Annotated in this window: 18 protein-coding genes; 8 read left to right on the forward strand and 10 right to left on the reverse strand. The window is 69.1% G+C overall.

What is annotated here, in order from left to right:
- Positions 1-168: 168 nt before the first annotated feature.
- Positions 169-930 carry a helix-turn-helix domain-containing GNAT family N-acetyltransferase gene (locus ACZ3HL_RS22000; RefSeq protein ID WP_465533194.1) on the reverse strand — a complete coding sequence of 254 codons (762 nt, stop codon included), beginning with the start codon at positions 928-930 and terminating at the stop codon, positions 169-171.
- Between the two features lie 102 nt (positions 931-1032).
- On the opposite strand from ACZ3HL_RS22000, the gene ACZ3HL_RS22005 reads away from it, so the two are divergent.
- Positions 1033-2373, forward strand: a complete 1341-nt coding sequence (locus ACZ3HL_RS22005) for an FAD-dependent oxidoreductase (RefSeq protein WP_465533196.1) — start codon at positions 1033-1035, stop codon at positions 2371-2373.
- On the forward strand, positions 2370-3449 hold the full coding sequence (locus tag ACZ3HL_RS22010; RefSeq protein WP_465533198.1) for a flavin-containing monooxygenase: 1080 nt from the start codon (positions 2370-2372) through the stop codon (positions 3447-3449). Before ACZ3HL_RS22005 ends, ACZ3HL_RS22010 begins: the two co-directional genes overlap by 4 nt.
- Here ACZ3HL_RS22010 and ACZ3HL_RS22015 read toward each other — a convergent pair.
- The 4 genes from ACZ3HL_RS22015 to ACZ3HL_RS22030 are packed head-to-tail and all read right to left on the reverse strand — an operon-like array spanning position 3406 to position 6643.
- The gene (locus ACZ3HL_RS22015) at positions 3406-4479 is read right to left on the reverse strand and encodes an ArsO family NAD(P)H-dependent flavin-containing monooxygenase (RefSeq protein ID WP_465533200.1); all 1074 of its coding nucleotides are present in this window, start codon (positions 4477-4479) and stop codon (positions 3406-3408) included. The genes ACZ3HL_RS22010 and ACZ3HL_RS22015 overlap by 44 nt on opposite strands.
- Entirely contained in the window at positions 4476-5543 is a 1068-nt protein-coding gene (gene arsB, locus ACZ3HL_RS22020; protein WP_465412794.1) for an ACR3 family arsenite efflux transporter, read from the reverse strand. The genes ACZ3HL_RS22015 and arsB overlap by 4 nt, the downstream gene beginning before the upstream one ends.
- A gap of 30 nt (positions 5544-5573) precedes the next feature.
- Positions 5574-5978: an arsenate reductase ArsC gene (locus tag ACZ3HL_RS22025; RefSeq protein WP_465412793.1), complete on the reverse strand. Its 405-nt coding sequence runs from the start codon at positions 5976-5978 to the stop codon at positions 5574-5576.
- Positions 5979-6001: 23 nt separating this feature from the next.
- On the reverse strand, positions 6002-6643 hold the full coding sequence (locus tag ACZ3HL_RS22030; protein ID WP_465533202.1) for an arsenate-mycothiol transferase ArsC: 642 nt from the start codon (positions 6641-6643) through the stop codon (positions 6002-6004).
- A 104-nt stretch (positions 6644-6747) separates the two neighbouring features.
- On the opposite strand from ACZ3HL_RS22030, the gene ACZ3HL_RS22035 reads away from it, so the two are divergent.
- On the forward strand, positions 6748-7146 hold the full coding sequence (locus ACZ3HL_RS22035) for an ArsR/SmtB family transcription factor (protein ID WP_465412791.1): 399 nt from the start codon (positions 6748-6750) through the stop codon (positions 7144-7146).
- Here ACZ3HL_RS22035 and ACZ3HL_RS22040 read toward each other — a convergent pair.
- Entirely contained in the window at positions 7136-7966 is an 831-nt protein-coding gene (locus ACZ3HL_RS22040) for a helix-turn-helix transcriptional regulator (protein WP_465533204.1), read from the reverse strand. The genes ACZ3HL_RS22035 and ACZ3HL_RS22040 overlap by 11 nt on opposite strands.
- Before the next feature lie 117 nt (positions 7967-8083).
- On the opposite strand from ACZ3HL_RS22040, the gene ACZ3HL_RS22045 reads away from it, so the two are divergent.
- Positions 8084-9142, forward strand: coding sequence for an aldo/keto reductase (locus tag ACZ3HL_RS22045; protein ID WP_465533206.1), 1059 nt, complete (start codon positions 8084-8086; stop codon positions 9140-9142).
- 436 nt (positions 9143-9578) lie between these two features.
- Here ACZ3HL_RS22045 and ACZ3HL_RS22050 read toward each other — a convergent pair whose 3' ends face one another.
- Complete coding sequence (locus ACZ3HL_RS22050; protein ID WP_465412788.1) at positions 9579-10205, reverse strand: response regulator; 627 nt, start codon at positions 10203-10205, stop codon at positions 9579-9581.
- Entirely contained in the window at positions 10202-11371 is a 1170-nt protein-coding gene (locus tag ACZ3HL_RS22055) for a sensor histidine kinase (protein WP_465533208.1), read from the reverse strand. The genes ACZ3HL_RS22050 and ACZ3HL_RS22055 overlap by 4 nt, the downstream gene beginning before the upstream one ends.
- 185 nt (positions 11372-11556) lie before the next feature.
- Between ACZ3HL_RS22055 and ACZ3HL_RS22060 the strand changes: the two genes are divergently transcribed.
- The 4 genes from ACZ3HL_RS22060 (at position 11557) to sigJ (ending at position 15096) form a co-directional block, all read left to right on the forward strand.
- Positions 11557-12102 (forward strand): GlcG/HbpS family heme-binding protein, encoded by a 546-nt coding sequence (locus tag ACZ3HL_RS22060; protein WP_465533210.1) that lies wholly within the window; start codon positions 11557-11559, stop codon positions 12100-12102.
- A gap of 146 nt (positions 12103-12248) precedes the next feature.
- Positions 12249-12824: an ankyrin repeat domain-containing protein gene (locus ACZ3HL_RS22065; protein WP_465533212.1), complete on the forward strand. Its 576-nt coding sequence runs from the start codon at positions 12249-12251 to the stop codon at positions 12822-12824.
- Between the two features lie 532 nt (positions 12825-13356).
- The gene (locus ACZ3HL_RS22070; RefSeq protein ID WP_465412784.1) at positions 13357-14091 is read left to right on the forward strand and encodes a DNA ligase-like domain-containing protein; all 735 of its coding nucleotides are present in this window, start codon (positions 13357-13359) and stop codon (positions 14089-14091) included.
- Positions 14092-14175: 84 nt separating this feature from the next.
- Positions 14176-15096 carry an RNA polymerase sigma factor SigJ gene (gene sigJ / locus ACZ3HL_RS22075; protein ID WP_465533214.1) on the forward strand — a complete coding sequence of 307 codons (921 nt, stop codon included), beginning with the start codon at positions 14176-14178 and terminating at the stop codon, positions 15094-15096.
- Between the two features lie 3 nt (positions 15097-15099).
- Here the strand turns inward: sigJ and ACZ3HL_RS22080 are convergent, their stop codons facing one another.
- Positions 15100-15534 (reverse strand): ester cyclase, encoded by a 435-nt coding sequence (locus tag ACZ3HL_RS22080; protein ID WP_465533216.1) that lies wholly within the window; start codon positions 15532-15534, stop codon positions 15100-15102.
- The gene (locus ACZ3HL_RS22085) at positions 15531-16001 is read right to left on the reverse strand and encodes a carboxymuconolactone decarboxylase family protein (RefSeq protein WP_465412781.1); all 471 of its coding nucleotides are present in this window, start codon (positions 15999-16001) and stop codon (positions 15531-15533) included. The genes ACZ3HL_RS22080 and ACZ3HL_RS22085 overlap by 4 nt, the downstream gene beginning before the upstream one ends.
- Positions 16002-16113 lie beyond the last annotated feature (112 nt).

Raw genomic sequence — 16113 nt, forward strand, 5'->3', positions numbered from 1 at the left:
ACACCTCGCCGCCGTCGCCGCCCAACTCAACCGCCGCCCACGCAAAACGCTCGACTGGGACACCCCAGCCGAGCGCCTCACTACACTCCTCACCACAACCAGATGACCACCCGTGTTGCAACGACCCCTCGAATCCGCCCCCTCGGCTGAGCCGAGGGAAGGGGGCCTTCACGCGCTCCACGATCCCTGGTCGACGGAGCTGCGGCGTTCGAGGAAAACGGTGTCGCACCAGACGCCGTCACGTTCGACGATGCGTTCGCGGATGCCGACCGTGCGATAGCCGGCGCTGCGATGCAACGCGATCCCGGCCCGGTCGTCGGTGAGGACCGACGTCTGCAAGGTCCGGATCCCGGCGGCGTCGGCCTCCGTGACCTGTTTGCGGATCAGGGCCTTGCCCACTCCTCGACCGCGGTGACCTTCGAAGACGTGGACGGAGGTTTCGGCGACGCCTCGCTGACCACCGCGGGCCGGGACCGGAGTCGCCGCGATCCAGCCGACGACCTCGCCGTCGACCTCGGCGACCCAGCAGTGACCCGGCAGCCAGTCCGGATCGAGCCTTTCGCCGCCGACCGCCCGGCGGACGACGACGTCGTCGGGCACGTCGTCCGGGCAGCAGGGCCGCGGGGCGAGCAGGCCCATGACAGCGTCGGCGGCGTGCGGCAGCCCGCTGCAGCAGGCCTGGTTGATCGTGACGACGGTGGCGGTGCCTTCTTTCCGCAGATGAAGGAACCCGACTTCGGCGAGTTTCCGGACGTGGTGCGAGCACGTGGATTGACTGGTGCCGAGGATTTCGGTCAGCGCGCCGACGGTCAGGCCGCCGGGCGACGTCGCGACCGCGTGCAGCAGTTTCACCCGCATCGGCTCGGCAAGGCAGGCGAACCAGCCGGCGTACGTCGCGGCTTCGCTTTCGGGCAGGACGCCAGAGGTCATGTCATCCAGTATCGACCAACATCGATGGTTGCGTCAATCGACGTCTGTCGATACAGTCCTCGACGTCGGTTCAATCGAGCCACATCGATGAAAGGTGCGGAGATGAACGAGCTGCCTGTGGTGGTCGTCGGAGCGGGTCCGGTCGGATTGGCGGCGGCCGCCGAACTCGCCGAACGGGGCCTCGAGCCGCTGGTGCTGGAACGCGGCACCCACGCGGGTGCCGCGGTGGCGGAGTGGAACCATGTCCGGCTTTTCTCGCCTTGGTCCGAACTCGTCGCTCCGGCGGCCGGGCGGCTCCTGGCGGCGGAGGGCTGGTCCGGCCCTGATGCCGGGACGTACCCGACGGGTTCGGACTGGGCGGATTCCTACCTGCGCCCGCTGGCGTCCGCGCTCGGCGACCGGGTCCGGTTCGGTGCCGAGGTGATCGGCGTGGCTCGCCGCGGCCGGGACCGCGTCGTGGACAGCGGCCGCGACGACGAACCGTTCACCGTGCACGTCCGTGCCTCCGACGGCACGGAGGAACGGATCACGGCACGGGCGGTGATCGACGCCTCCGGAACCTGGCCGACCCCGAATCCTCTTGGCGGGGAAGGACTTCCCGCCATCGGCGAACGAGCTGCGGACGACCGGATCGGCTACCGCGTCCCGGATCTGGGCGATCCGGCGGTGCGGGCACGGTACGCGGGCAAGCATGTGGTGGTCGCGGGAAGCGGGCATTCCGCGCTGACCGCGCTGGTCGCCTTGTCCGGTCTGGCGAAGGATTCCGCGGACACGCGGATCACCTGGGTGCTGCGCCGCGGCTCGGTCGGGAACACCTTCGGCGGCGGCGACGCGGACCAGCTCCCGGCACGGGGCGCTCTCGGCCTGCGTGCCCGGGCGGCGGTGGAATCCGGGCTGATCACCGTCCTGACCGGATTCCGCACCGAAGCGGTCGAACGCGACGGAGACGGGCGGCTGAGCCTGGTTTCCTCCGCCGGGCAACGCCTCGACCACGTCGACGAAGTGGTGACGCTGTCGGGATTTCGTCCGGACCTTGGCCTGCTCTCGGAGATCCGCCTCGACCTGGACCCGACCCTGCAGGCGCCGGTCGCGCTCGCTCCGCTGATCGATCCGAACGTGCATTCGTGCGGGACCGTGTATCCGCACGGCGCGAAGGAACTGGCCCACCCGGAGAAGAACTTCTTCCTGGCGGGCATGAAGAGCTACGGCCGGGCGCCGACGTTCCTCGCCATGACCGGATACGAGCAGGTGCGCAGCATCGCCGCGGAGCTCGCCGGGGACCGGGAGGCGGCTGCTCGCGTCGAACTCCGGATGGCCGAAACGGGTGTGTGCGGTGGCGCCGGCCTGTTCGACGAGCCCGGAGACACGGCATCGGCCGGCTGCTGCGCGACGCCGGAACCGGAACTCCTGACGCTGGCACCTCGTCGTGGAAGGAACTCATGACCGCGCACGACGCGATCATCGTGGGCGGCGGCCAGGCCGGTCTCGCCGCCGCCCACGCCCTGCGCACCCGCGGCTCGAAGCCGGTGACCCTCGAGGCCGGCACCGAACCGGTCGGCTCCTGGCCCCGCTACTACGACTCCCTGACCCTCTTCTCCCCCGCCCGCTACAGCGGCCTCCCCGGCTTGCCCTTCCCCGGCGATCCCGCGCACTACCCGCATCGCGACGAGGTCGTCGGCTATCTCCGCCGTTACGCCGAGCACCTCGGCACCGATATCCGCACCGGGCACCGCGTCTCCACCGTCACCCACGAGGGCGGCGAGTTCACCGTGCACACGGCCGGGGAAACCGTCCTGTCCGCACCGGTGGTGATCGCCGCGTCCGGCGGCTTCTCGCGGCCCCATCGCCCCGCTCTGCCGGGGCTGGACGGCTTCACCGGCCGAATCCTGCACAGCAGCGACTACCGCGATCCCGCCCCGTTCGCCGGGCAACGCGTCATCGTGGTCGGCGCGGGCAACTCCGCCGTCCAGATCGCCACCGAACTCGCCGGCCACGCCCGGGTCACCCTCGCGACCCGGGCACCGATCAAATTCGCGCCGCAGCGCCCCTTCGGAAAGGACGTGCACTTCTGGTCCGCCGCCGTCGGGTTCGACCATCTGCCGATCGGTCATCTGCTGAAGAAACCACCCACCTCGCCGGTCAACGACCCCGGCAGCTACAAAACCGCCATTCTCGGCGGAGAACCGGATCAGCGGCGCATGTTCACCGCCATCGACGGCGACAGTGTGCGCTGGCCGGACGGAACCCGCGAAGACGTCGACACCATCCTGCTCGCCACCGGATTCCGGCCCGGACTGTCCTATCTGGACGGTCTAGGCGCGCTGGCCTCCGATGGACGGCCGCTGCACGATCGCGGCCTGTCCACCACCCACCGCGGGTTGGCCTACGTCGGCCTGGAATGGCAGCGCAGCTTCGCCTCCGCCACCCTGCGCGGTGTCGGACGCGACGCGCGGTACGTGACCGGACGCCTTCTGGTCAGCCCGACGGGTCGCCGCCGTCGGGCTCCAGCAAGGCCTTGAGGTCGGCGACCGCGGCCCGGGCGGTCATCCCGACGCCGATCAGCGTGGCCGAGGCGGGGCCGGTCCAGTCCCCGTAGCCGAGAAGGTGCAGCCGGGGCTCAGCCAGCGCGCGGGTGCCTTCGGTGGGAATGCGGCCGCGGGTGGTACGCAGCCGCAGCGACGCGAGATGGCTCAGCGCGGGGCGGAAGCCGGTGCACCAGATGATCGCGTCGGCGTGCCGGCGGGTTCCGTCTGTCCACACAGGACCTTCGGGGTCGAGCCGCGCGAACATCGGGCTCGGTCGTAGAAGCCCCGCGTCACGGGCCTCGCGGACGGGTGGGACGGCGACGATGTCGCCCAGCCCGCCGACTCCGCCGGTGTCGGCCTGCCCGGTTTCGAGGGCTCGGCGGCGGCGGGTGGCGACGTCGAAGAGGGCCTTGCCGTCGATGTGGTCCGGCAGGTAGCGGGGCGGGCGGCGCGCGACCCAGGTCAGGTTCGCCACACCCGCGAGGTCGGCGGCGATCTGGGCGCCGGAGTTGCCGCCGCCGACCACCACGACGTCCTGGCCCGCGAACTCCTCCGGATTCCGGTAATCCACGGTGTGCAGCTGACGGCCGGTGAAACCGCCGGGCATCAGCGGCAGGAAGGGACGCCACCAGGTGCCGGTGGCGCTGACGACAGCCTCGGCGCTCCACTCCCCCGTATCGGTGCTCACCGTGAATCGACCGCCGTCACGGGACACGTCGGTCACCGGCTCGGAGCGGCGGACCGGGAGTTCGTAGCGCTTCTCGTATGCCGCGAGGTACTCGACGACATGCTCGGCGGTCGGATACCCGGGGCCAGGAAACGGTGGCATCGGCCACCCCGGTAGGGAACTGTGCCGCGCCGGGGAGAACAGCCGCAGGGAGTCCCAGCCGTGGATCCAGGCGCCGCCCGGCTGGGCCTGGGCGTCGAGGATGACAAAGTCCAAACCGGCGCGGCGCAGGTAGTAGCCCGCGGCGAGACCGGCCTGGCCGCCACCGATCACGACCACACTCGCGGCTCCGGTCACTCCGCGGTCCACCTTTTCCGCAGCCAGAGGCTCACGTAGACCAGGGCGACCAGTACCGGTACTTCGATCAGCGGCCCGACGACCCCGGCGAGCGCCTGCCCCGACGTCACGCCGAAGACTCCGATGGCGACGGCGATCGCGAGTTCGAAGTTGTTGCCCGCCGCGGTGAACGCCAGCGTCGTGGTGCGCTCGTAGGAGAGACCGGACGCCTTGCCCAGCAGATAGCCGCCGATCCACATGATCGCGAAGTACACCAGCAGCGGCAGCGCGATCCGGGCGACGTCGAGCGGGCGGGAGGTGATGTTGTCACCCTGCAAGGCGAACAGGATCACGATGGTGAACAGCAGACCGTAGAGCGCGATCGGGCCGATCTTGGGCAGGAACGTGCCCTCGTACCAGTCGCGGCCCTTGCTCCGCTCGCCGACGCGGCGCGAAAGGTAACCGGCGGCGAGCGGGATTCCGAGGAAGATGATCACACTGAGCGCGATCTCCCACGGCGAGAAGTCGATGCTCGTGGTGTCCAAGCCCAGCCAGCCGGGCAGGAGGTCGAGGTAGAACCAGCCGAGCACGCCGAACATGATCACCTGGAACACCGAGTTCAGCGCGACCAGCACCGCCGCGGCTTCGCGGTCACCGCAGGCGAGGTCGTTCCAGATGATCACCATCGCGATACAGCGGGCGAGACCGACGATGATCAGCCCGGTCCGGTACTCGGGAAGATCCGGCAGCATCAGCCAGGCGAGCGCGAACATCAGCGCCGGACCGAGAATCCAGTTGAGCACCAGGGAAAGCACCATCGTGCGCTTGTCCTTGGTCACGGTGTCGAGCTTGTCGTAGCGGACCTTCGCCAGCACCGGGTACATCATCAGCAGCAGACCCAGCGCGATCGGCAGCGACACCTGCCCGATCTTCACCGCGTCCAGCACCCCCTGCAGACCGGGGATCACACTGCCCAGCAGCAGACCGGCCCCCATCGCGACGATGATCCAGACGGGGAGGAACCGGTCCAGAAAGGACAGTTTGTGCAGGACGTCGGTGCCTGCCTCTTCGGCGGTTCGAGTCACGGGGCTGGTCTCCAGAAGTCGGAAGCGAGGTCAGGCGTCGAGGATTTCGGCGATCAGGCCACGGATGCGGCGGTCGATCTCGTCACGGATCGGGCGCACGGCGTCGACCCCCTGGCCCGCGGGATCCTCCAGTGGCCAATCGAGGTAACGCTTGCCGGGAAACACCGGACAGGTGTCACCACACCCCATCGTGATCACCACATCGGACGCCTCGACGTCCTCAGTGGACAGCTTGCTCGGCACCTCGGCGGTGATGTCCAAGCCCCACTCGGCCAACGCGGCGGCGGCAGCGGGATTCACCTTGTCCGCGGGTTCGGAACCCGCGGACCGGACGGCGATCCGGCCGAGCGAGTAGTGCTGCAGCAACGCGGCGGCCATCTGGGACCGGCCGGCGTTGTGCACGCAGACGAACAACACCTCGGGCTTGCGGGTCATGCCTGGTTACCTTTCTGCGGTGATCAGTCGATGAGTTCGTCGAGCAGGTGCCGGACGCGCCGGCCGATGTCGTCCCGGATCTGACGGACGACGGCCAGCGGACGGCCCATCGGATCCGGCACGTCCCAGTCCAGGTACCGCTTGCCCGGATAGACCGGGCAGGCATCCCCGCAGCCCATCGTGACCACGACGTCGGCCGCACGGACGACCTCGTCGGTCAACGGCTTGGGGTAGGCACCCGTGAGCTGGATGTCCAGCTCCGCCAGCGCCTCGGTGATCACCGGAGGAATCTCTCCGGTGGGCCGCGATCCGGCGGAGCGGACCATCACGTGCCCGAAGGCGTGATGGTCGAGCAGTGCCGCGGCCAGCTGGGAGCGGCCGACGTTGTGCACGCACACGAACAGCACCTGGGGCGCGGTCACCAAGGTGAGCCCGTCGACCTTGGCGAGGTCGACCAGCCGCTGCCGGGCGAAACGGGCGGTCAGCGCCGGCAGGTGGACCTTGACGGTCGCCGAACGATCCAGCAGCCGGTACGTCTCCTCGACGAAGCGTTCGACCGTCTCGCGGCCGAACGTTCCGTGGAACCGGTCGGCCAGCTCGTCGGTGATCCGGTCGAGCTGGTCCAGCGCCGCACGGCCGGGCAAGCCCTCGGTCGCAGGGGTCATGACGTCTCCTCGGGGCACGGGCCGGGCGAGCTGGATTGAAGTATCTCGATCCAAATTGAAAAGCCTGGATCGAGTTTTGTCAATTCAAGGGGTAGGCTGGGCCCGTGACGAGCGAGAACGGACGCACCCGGAAGCCGGTCGCGGTGACCCTGCTGATGGCCGAACCCGCGGCGGTCGTCGATCCCGGAGACGCCGAGACTGCCGCGAAGCTGTTCAAGGCGCTGTCGGATCCCGTCCGGATCCGCCTGCTCTCACTGGTGCGGCACTCCCCCGGCGGCGAGGCGTGTTTCTGCGACCTGGCCGAGGAGTTCGACATGCCCCAGCCCTCGCTCAGCCATCACCTGCGAGTCCTGGTCTCCGCCGGCATCCTCGAACGGGAACGGCGTGGCACCTGGAGCTGGTACACCGTCGTCCCCGAGAAGCTCGAAACGCTGGGGACCCTGTTCCGCCCGGGCGGGCCGCTCGCCGACCGTCCCGCCCGGCTCACCAAGACTAGGTGCTGAACAACCGGTCCAACGCCGAGCGGCTTTCCTCGGCCATGGCGCGATAGATCACCAGCCGCTGGTCCTGATCCTGAAGCGGCGTGAGCACCTCGTACTGCAGGTCGAGCACGCCGGCCTCGGGATGCCGCATCGCCTTGTGCCCACGGCCGTTGACCTTGACGACACGTTCGGCCCACAACCGCGCGAATTCCCCGTCGGCGGTGAATTCGGCGATGAGGTCGGCCAAGGCCTGATCGTCCGGATGCGCGGCCCAGGCGGCCCGCAGATGGGCGATCCCCTCCCGCACCACACGTTCACGGTCGGCGTAGAACTCGCGTACCTCGGGATGCTTGAGGCACAACCACATCGCATTGCGCTGCGACGGCGGCAACGTGGCGAAGTCCACCAGCAGCCTCGCCATTTCGTCGTTCCAGGCCAGGATGTCGTAGCGGTGGTTCAGCACCATGGCCGGCAACGGCGACAGATCGGCGACCAGCCCGGCCAGCGGCGGCGCCGCGGTGGTGGCGAGTTCGTCGGCGCTGCGGGGGCGCTGCCGGGCCAGGTCGAAGAGGTAGACACGTTCGTCGGGGGCCAGGCGCAATGCGCGCGCCAGCGCTTCCACCACGTCCGCCGAGGGACGCAGCCCGCGCGCCTGCTCCAGCCGCACGATGTAGTCGATGCTGATCCCGGCCAGTTCGGCGACCTCTTCGCGGCGCAGCCCCGGGGTCCGCCGGGACCGGCGGCGTGACGGCAGGCCGAATTCGTCCGGATCCAGGCGTTCACGCCGGGTCCGCAGGAACGCGGCCAGCTCCTGGGTCGTGTCCACGGTGGGGGTCGTCATGCCCGGTCCAACAGCCAGGGTGGGATCGGTGTTCCCAGGATGTCTTCTCCCTTATCCCCTGCTCGCCGCGGTCGCAGACTCGGCTTCGACAACGGATCACGAGCACGGGAGGACACGATGTCGCTCACCCTCGACACCTATCGGCTGCTGGGCCGGTCCGGGCTGCGGGTGTCCCCGCTGGCGCTGGGCGCGGCGACGTTCGGCACCGAATGGGGCTGGGGCGCGGGGAAGGACGACGCCCGCAAACTGTTCGACACCTACGTCGAACGCGGCGGCAACTTCATCGACACCGCCAACACCTACACCGACGGCAGCTCCGAACGGCTGCTGGGCGAATTCGCCCGCGACAACCGCGAAAGCCTCGTCCTGGCGACGAAATACACGACCCTGCGGCGTCCGGGCGACCCGAATTCCGGGGGCGGCCAGCGCAAAAGCCTGTTCGCGTCGGTGGAAGCCAGTCTGCGGCGGCTGAACACGGACTACATCGATCTGCTTTACCTGCACCTGTGGGATTTCACGACCCCGGTCGAGGAGATCCTGCGCGGGATGGACGATCTGGTCCGGCAGGGCAAACTCCTGTACGTGGCGATCTCGAACACGCCGGCCTGGGAGATTTCGCGGATGCAGGCGATCGCCGACCTGCGCGGCTGGTCGCCGTTGGTCGCGCTGCAGATCGAGTACAACCTGATCGAGCGCACCGGGGAACGCGACCTGATCCCCATGGCACGCGAGATGGGGCTGGGAGTGGTCCCCTGGTCACCGCTGGCGGGCGGGGTGCTCACCGGGAAGTACAGCCGGGACGACCTGACCGCGGTGCCGTCCGAGGACGGCACTCGCAAGAACTTCAACTTCGCCCTGGGCACGCTCACCGAACGCAACCTCGCCATCGTGGACGTGGTGAAGGAGGTCGCCGCGGAACTCGGCCGCACACCCGCCCAGATCGGGCTGGCCTGGACCCTGCGGAACCCGGGCGTGACGGCACCCATCATCGGCGCCCGCACACCCGCCCAGCTGGAGGACAACCTCGGCGCGCTGAAGGTCGAGTTCACCGGCTCGCAACTGACCCGCCTCGACGAGGCGAGCGCGATCGATCTCGGTTTCCCGCACGAAATGCTCTCCCGTGCCACGATGCTCGCGCTGACCCGCGGCGACATGACGATCGAACCGCGCCGCTGACTCGCCGGTTCCCGCGTCGATGGGTGTGATGTCGCGAAAGCCACTTTCCCAACATCGAACGTTGCGAAAGTGGCTTTCGCAACGCCAGCAGGAGCAGACCCAGCCCGGCCCTTCACATACACTCCGACGCCACCGGGACACGTCGCGAAAGCCACCTTCCCAACATCAAAGTTGCGAAAGTGGCTTTCGCAACGCCGGCCAGCCAGCGGCGCCTCGAAGGGCTTTACCCGGACGCCGTCATCGCCTCGGTCCGAACGCGGTTTCCGCGCGACTCCGGGAGCGAGCCCTTCGGAGCTACTCATGGCCGGCGGGCGCCAATGCTCCCTGGAACTCCCGTCCCGCGGCATGATGGGGTTTCGCCGTACGCACACCCGCCTGCTCGGAATCGAGGGCGGCTGAGAACCACATCGCCAGGACGCGCACCAGCGCACCGCTCTCAGTTGCGGATGATCCTCCGTTCCGTGGCGACGGCCACCGCACCGGCACGGCTGTCGACGCCGAGTTTGTCGTAGATGTGGACCAGGTGTGTCTTCACCGTGGCTTCGGAGATGAACAGCCGCGCGGCGATCTGCCGGTTGATCAACCCTTCCGCCACCAACTGCACGATCTCGGTCTCACGGGGGCTCAACGCGGGTGCGGGAGCCCGCATATGCCCGAAGAGCCGGGCCGCGACCTGAGGTGCCAGGACGGTTTCCCCACGCGCGGCCGCATGAATGCCCTTGAAGAGGTCCTCTGGCGGTCCCGCCTTGAGCAGGTAGCCGGTGGCGCCGGCGGCCACCGCCCTGGTGATGTCCAGCTCAGCGTCGTAGGTGGTGAGCACCAGCACCTTCGGCGGCTCCGGCAGAGCGGTCAGGCGTTCGGTGGCGTTCACGCCGTCCGGACCGTCGCCGAGTTGCAGGTCCATCAGTACGACGTCCGGCTTCTTCGCGGTGGCGAAGAGCACGGCCTCATCGGCGCCCGCGCATTCGCCGATCACCTCGAAGCCGGGCTCGCCTGCCAGCAGGGCGGCGATTCCCGCCCGCACCACCGGATGATCGTCGACGATCAGCACCCGGACGGTCATCGAACCTCCCTGGTGGGCACGGCGACGGCGAGCGCGGTGCCCTCTCCCGGCGCGCTCTCGACGACCATCTCACCACCGAGTTCGGCGAGTCGCTCGCTGATCATCCGCAAGCCGTTCCCCCGGTCGCCGCTCGTGCGAGCCGAAGCCGGATCGAAGCCGACCCCGTCGTCGCGGATGTCCAGGACGACCTTGTCCGCCAGGTAGGTCAGCGTGACCGCGGCCTTCGTCGCTCTGGCGTGCTCGCTGACGTTCGCCAGCGCGCCCTGTGCGACCCGGAGCAGGCCCGCCTCCACCTCGGGCGACAGCGGATAAGGGTCTCCGCTGGTTTCGAAGCGCACCGCGTGCATGGCGGCGAACATGACCTGCTCGGAGAGTTCCTTCAAGGTCTCCGCGAGATCCCCGGCGTCCAGCCGCGGTGACCCGAGGCCTTTGACGAACCGGCGCGCTTCGGCGAGGTTGTCCCCCGCCGCCTCGACGGCGCGGGACACGTGGTCTTTCGCCAGTTCCGGGTCCGTGTCCCACGACCGCTGTGCCGCCTGCAGCAGCATCCGCGTACTCGAGATCCCCTGGGCGAGGGCATCGTGGATCTCTCGCGCCAGCCGCTCCCGTTCCTGCATCATCCCGGCCAGCCGCTGGCTCTGCGCGAGATCGACCCTGGCGCCCAGGAGCTCCTTGACGGCTTCCCCCAGTTTCTTCCGGTCCCCGTCGAGTTGCAGGAAGGTCATCGTGGCCATCAGCGCGACCGCGACGGGCGCGAGCACGAGGCTCGGATCGAACCCGCTCGCGATCCTCAGCTGGGCGAGGATGGTCGCGGCGGTCAGCAGGACCACCACCGCGGCCATCACCCGCGGGCGCAGCATCTGGAGGCAGACGAAGAACAACGGCACGGCGCACCAGGCGAAACTGGGGGCGGCCACCACCAGCGCGAGCCAGACCGCGATCACCGCCGTCAACCACACCGGACGCCACCGGCCGAGCACGTCCCAGCTCAGCACACCCGCCACGTAGACCAGTGCGAGCGCGCCGGTGAGCACGAGGATCAACGGTGTGGCACCACTCAACCCGTGCCCCGCGACGAACCGGGCCACCGACGCGGCGAGCAGCAGGAAGAACCCGGCATGCATCGCGGCGTTCAGCTGGGTGGCCGCGCCGAGGTGCGATCTCATTCGGTCCTCCCTTCGTCGCCGATGATCGTAAGCAGGGAGGCGGGGTGTCCCGCATCAATCGTTCGGTTGATGCCCCCACCGATCACTCGACGTCCGATCGATGTCCACTCTCCCGATTCGCCGGGCCCCGCCAAGCGGGAAAGTCGTAGGGGAAAGCAACACCCCCTCACCGCAAAGGAAATCCGATGAACGCCAAGCTTCCCCGCACTCGTCTCATCCTCGGCATGACGGCCGGCCTCGCGACCGTCGCGCTGGCCACCGGTGTGGGCGCGGCGCAGGCACAGGACCGCAAGCCGCAGCCGCCCGCCCAGCAGACCGTGGTGCAGACGAGCGTGCTCGGCGTGGACGCCGCCACCCGCGCCGCGCAGGCCGCGCTGGACGCCGCCGAGAAGGAGGGCCAGCGGGTCACCGTGGCCGTGGTGGACCGCTCGGGTGACGTGCGTGTGCTGCTCAAGGGCGATGGCGCAGGGCCGCAGACGGAAGAGTCCGCCAAGCGCAAGGCCTTCACCGCGGTCTCCTTCGGACAGCCCACGTCCGCGCTGGCCAAGAACGCCCAGGGCGACGGCCCGACCATCCGCGACATCCCGGGCACGCTCTTCCTCGGCGGCGGTGTGCCGGTCGCCGTGAACGGCGGCCCGATCGCCGGGATCGGCGTCGGCGGGGCGCCCAGCGGCGACCTCGACGAGCGCTTCGCCACGGCCGGGCTGCGCGCCATCGGGGAACTTCGCTGATGATCGGTGAGCGGGCGATCGTGGCGCTGCTCGCCGCCCTTGTGCTCGGTGCCTGCTCCCCTCAGGCACCGAGCGCACCACCCCGGACGGCACCGAGCACGGCCCCACCGCCCGCCTCGTCCCAGCCACCACGTCAAGGAGTCCCCGTGAGCCAACTCTTCGAAGCCGACGTGAGCCGCGTCCGGCAGGCCGTCGACGCGGGCGCCGACCTGGAGACCCGTGACGATCACGGCCGGACCCCGTTGCTCGTCGCCGTCACCGAGGACCGCGTCGACGTCGCCGAGGTCCTGGTCCGGGCGGGCGCCGACCCGAACGCGCTCGACGGGCGGCACGACACACCGTGGCTGGTCACCGGAGTCACCGGCAGCGTCCCGATGGCGAAGCTGCTGCTCGAGGCCAAACCGGATCTGACCATCACCAACCGGTACGGCGGCGTCTCGCTGATCCCCGCCTCCGAACGCGGGCACGCCGAGTACGTGCGGTTGGTGGCCGGTAGCGGGATCGACGTCGACCACGTGAACGATCTCGGCTGGACCGCGTTGCTGGAAGCGGTCATCCTCGGCGACGGCGGGCCGCGTCACCAGGAAGTGGTCCGGGCGCTCGCCGCCGCCGGGGCCGACGTGAATCGCGCCGACAAACAGGGCGTCACTCCCCTCGCCCACGCCCGGTCCAAAGGCCAGGCGGCCGTCGTCCGGATCCTCACCGAAGCCGGGGCGCACTGACCTCGGACCGGCTTTCGTGAATGGTGGGAGCGGACAGGGTTCCTCCTTGAAGGATCGGGGATTCTCAACCTCCCCGATCCTTCAAGGACACGTGACAGTCCTGCTCCCCGCCTCGACTGCGAGACGTGGCAGGCGAGTGAGCAGATACCGGTCCACCAGAATCGTCCCCATCACTCCCGCTACCGCGCTTTCGCTTTCGCCGCTCATGCGCTTGCGTTGATCAAGTCGCCTGTGCGGCCTCCGGCGCTATGGCCGGTCCGCCGGCTGGTGGTGTGGATTCGGTCACCTCTCGATCCCCACCGGGAAGCCGGCGGCGGAGCCAGGTGGCGCGGGGAACGTCGTCCCGTGCTCGCCGGTCGCCGAACGAGTCGGATCATGCGGCTCACCTGCGCATTATTTTCTGTTATGCCAATTGACACAAGCACGCGCCGAAAGCTACGGTTCGACCGTGGAACAGGCACGAGGACGGGGCAGGCCACGCAAAGACCCTGCGGCGCCGGCCCGATGGACGCCTCCCGAAGGGTGGTCACGGTTGGTCGCCTGGATTTCCCCGGAGGAGAAGAAGGCGCTGAAGCACGTGGCCGTCGAAGCCGACGTTTCCGTGGCGGAGCTGATCCGGGCGCTCGCCGGCGGTCTGGCCCTCGGCGCAATCACTCCTGAGGAACTCATCGGGCACGTCGTGAAAGGGAAGACCGTCATGGAGAAGATCCCCACGCTTTTCGAGCGCGATGAGCGCTTCCACGTCGTCGACAAGCCCCGCGCCGAGTGCGCGTGGGTCTTCGACGGTGCCGGGGTGGGGACCGAGAAACTCGACGGCACCAACGTCCGGCTGACCGTGCGTGCGGGACAGCTGGTCCGGGTCGAGAAGCGCCGCAACCCGAGCAAGGCGCAGAAACAGCAGGGCATCGTCGACGGCTGGTACGTGGACACCGACAGCGGATCCACCGAGGACAAATGGATCCTCGCGGCGGCCGGGAACACCGACGTGTCCGGTTGGCCGGACGGGGAGCATCCGAGCGAAGCGCTCGGCCCTCGTATCCAGGGCAATCCCCTGGGACTGGAGGACCACCGATGCGTCCCGTTCGACTTCCAGGCGCCGCCCGTTCCCGAAGTACCGCGCAGCTACCACGAACTCCGGGATTTCCTCGCCACACTGGACAGCCGGTTCTCTCCCGGGCACGTGGCCGAGGGCATCGTCTTCCACCATCCGGACGGCCGCCGGGCCAAGATCAAGCGCAAGGACTTCCCCCGCGCCGCAACGGCATAGCCCGCTGCCGGCAGTGACCTCACAACCGGCGGGCGTGTCTCGTCGTACCCGGGACAACGCACGAGACCCAGGGGGCGACTTCCCATGAACGAACACACGCACGACCCGCTCGACCCGACGTTGAAGGCGATCGTGAGTGAGCGGCGCCAGCTGATCGGGCTCGCGTATCGCCTGGTCGGTTCGCTTTCCGAGGCCGAGGACGTGGTGCAGGAGACCTACACCCGCTGGTACGCCTTGTCTCCGGCACAGCGGGAAGCGATCGACTCCCCCGGTGCCTGGCTGACGACCGTGGCCGGCCGCATCTGCCTGGACCTTCTCGGTTCGGCCCGCGCGCGGCGGGAACGCTATGTCGGCGAATGGCTCCCCGAACCCTTGCCGGGCCACGTCGAGTGGACGACCCTGCGTCCACCCACCGACGATCCGGCCGACCGGGTCACCCTCGACGAGTCGATCAACATGGCGTTTCTCGTCGTACTCGAGTCGCTGACACCGGCCGAGCGGGTCGCGTTCGTCCTGCACGACGTTTTCCGCTATCCCTTCGCCGAGGTCGCGGAGATCGTCGGCCGCACCCCGGCCGCCTGCCGTCAGCTGGCCACCTCCGCCCGGCGCCGCATCCGCGCGACGCGGCTCGTGCCCGCCCCGATCGCCCGGCAGGCGGACCTCGTCAAGGAATTCAAGAAAGCTTGGGAAGCCAAGGACATCGAAGCCCTCATCGGTCTCCTCGATCAGGACGTCAAGGCGGCCAGTGACGGCGGAGGTGTCGTCAGGGCCGCGCTGCACCCGCTCGAAGGGCGCGAGGAGGTCGCGTCCTATCTCCTCGAGGTGGCGCATCTGACGTCCGGGCTCGATCTGGTGGAGCGGGAGGTCAACGGCCGGCCCGGCCTCGTGCTCCACCAGGCCGGGCAGACCGTCGCCGTCTTCGCGTTCCACGTCGCCGACGACCGCATCCAGCGCATCTGGGGGATGCGGAACCCGGAGAAACTCCGGCCGTGGACCGACGCCTGACCGCTACGCCGCGAGGGCGCCGAGTTGCCGCAGCTGGGTGAGGACGTCGACCACACCCCAGATCTCGGCGACCCGCCCTCCGGCGAAGCGGACGATGAAGATCTCGCTGTAGGAAACCGGCTTCCCGGTGGCAGGCATCCCCCTGTACTCGCCCCCATGGGTGCCGGTGACGGTGTTCCGGCAGACGATCTTGTCGCCGTCGGTGAGCACGTCCTCGGCCGTGACCCGCAGATCGGGGAACGCACGAAGCAGCACCGTCCACACCTGTTTCAGTGCCTGTGCCCCTGTCACCTCCATCGGCACCGGCGTGTGGAACACCACGTCCGGCGCGACGACCTCGTCGATCATCTTCTCGATGACGTCGTAGCTGCCGCTGTTCGTCGCGTCGTGAAAACGGTCGAACGTAGCCCGATTGCGTGCGGTCTCGGTGCTCGTCATGCGAACTGTCCGACCCGGTAGTCGCCGCCGGGGTTCTGGACGATGGCGTTCATCCGGTTGAAGGCGTTGATCAGCGAGATCACGCCCACCAGGGCGGCGAGCTGGTCCTCGTCGAAATGCTTGGCGACGTTCGCCCACGCCTCATCGGTGACGACGCCGCCGTCGGCCATCCGGCAGGCCTGCTCGGTCACCTCCAGCGCGGCACGCTCGGCCTCGGTGAAGACGTTCGCCTCCCGCCATACCGCGACCAGGTTGATCCGCACGTCCGTTTCGCCCGCGGCGGCGGCTTCCTTGGTGTGGATGTCCAGGCACACCGCGCAGCCGTTGATCTGACTCGCGCGCATCCGTACCAGCTCTTGGACCGCGAGCGGCAGAGGCGAGCCTGCCAGCGTCGTGTTCGCCGAGACGAGGGCCTTCAGGAACTTTCCGCCGACCGGGTTGCCGAAGTAGTCGAGCCGGGCGTTCATCGCGATCTCCTTTGCGTTGGTGGGTGTTCTGCCCAACCGACGACACGGCCCCGCGAAATGTGAGCCCGGCCCCGAAAACGCCGTGTGGAGGGCGGTCCTGGAACGGTCTCGC

The sequence above is a fragment of the Amycolatopsis sp. NPDC000009 genome (assembly GCF_055563465.1).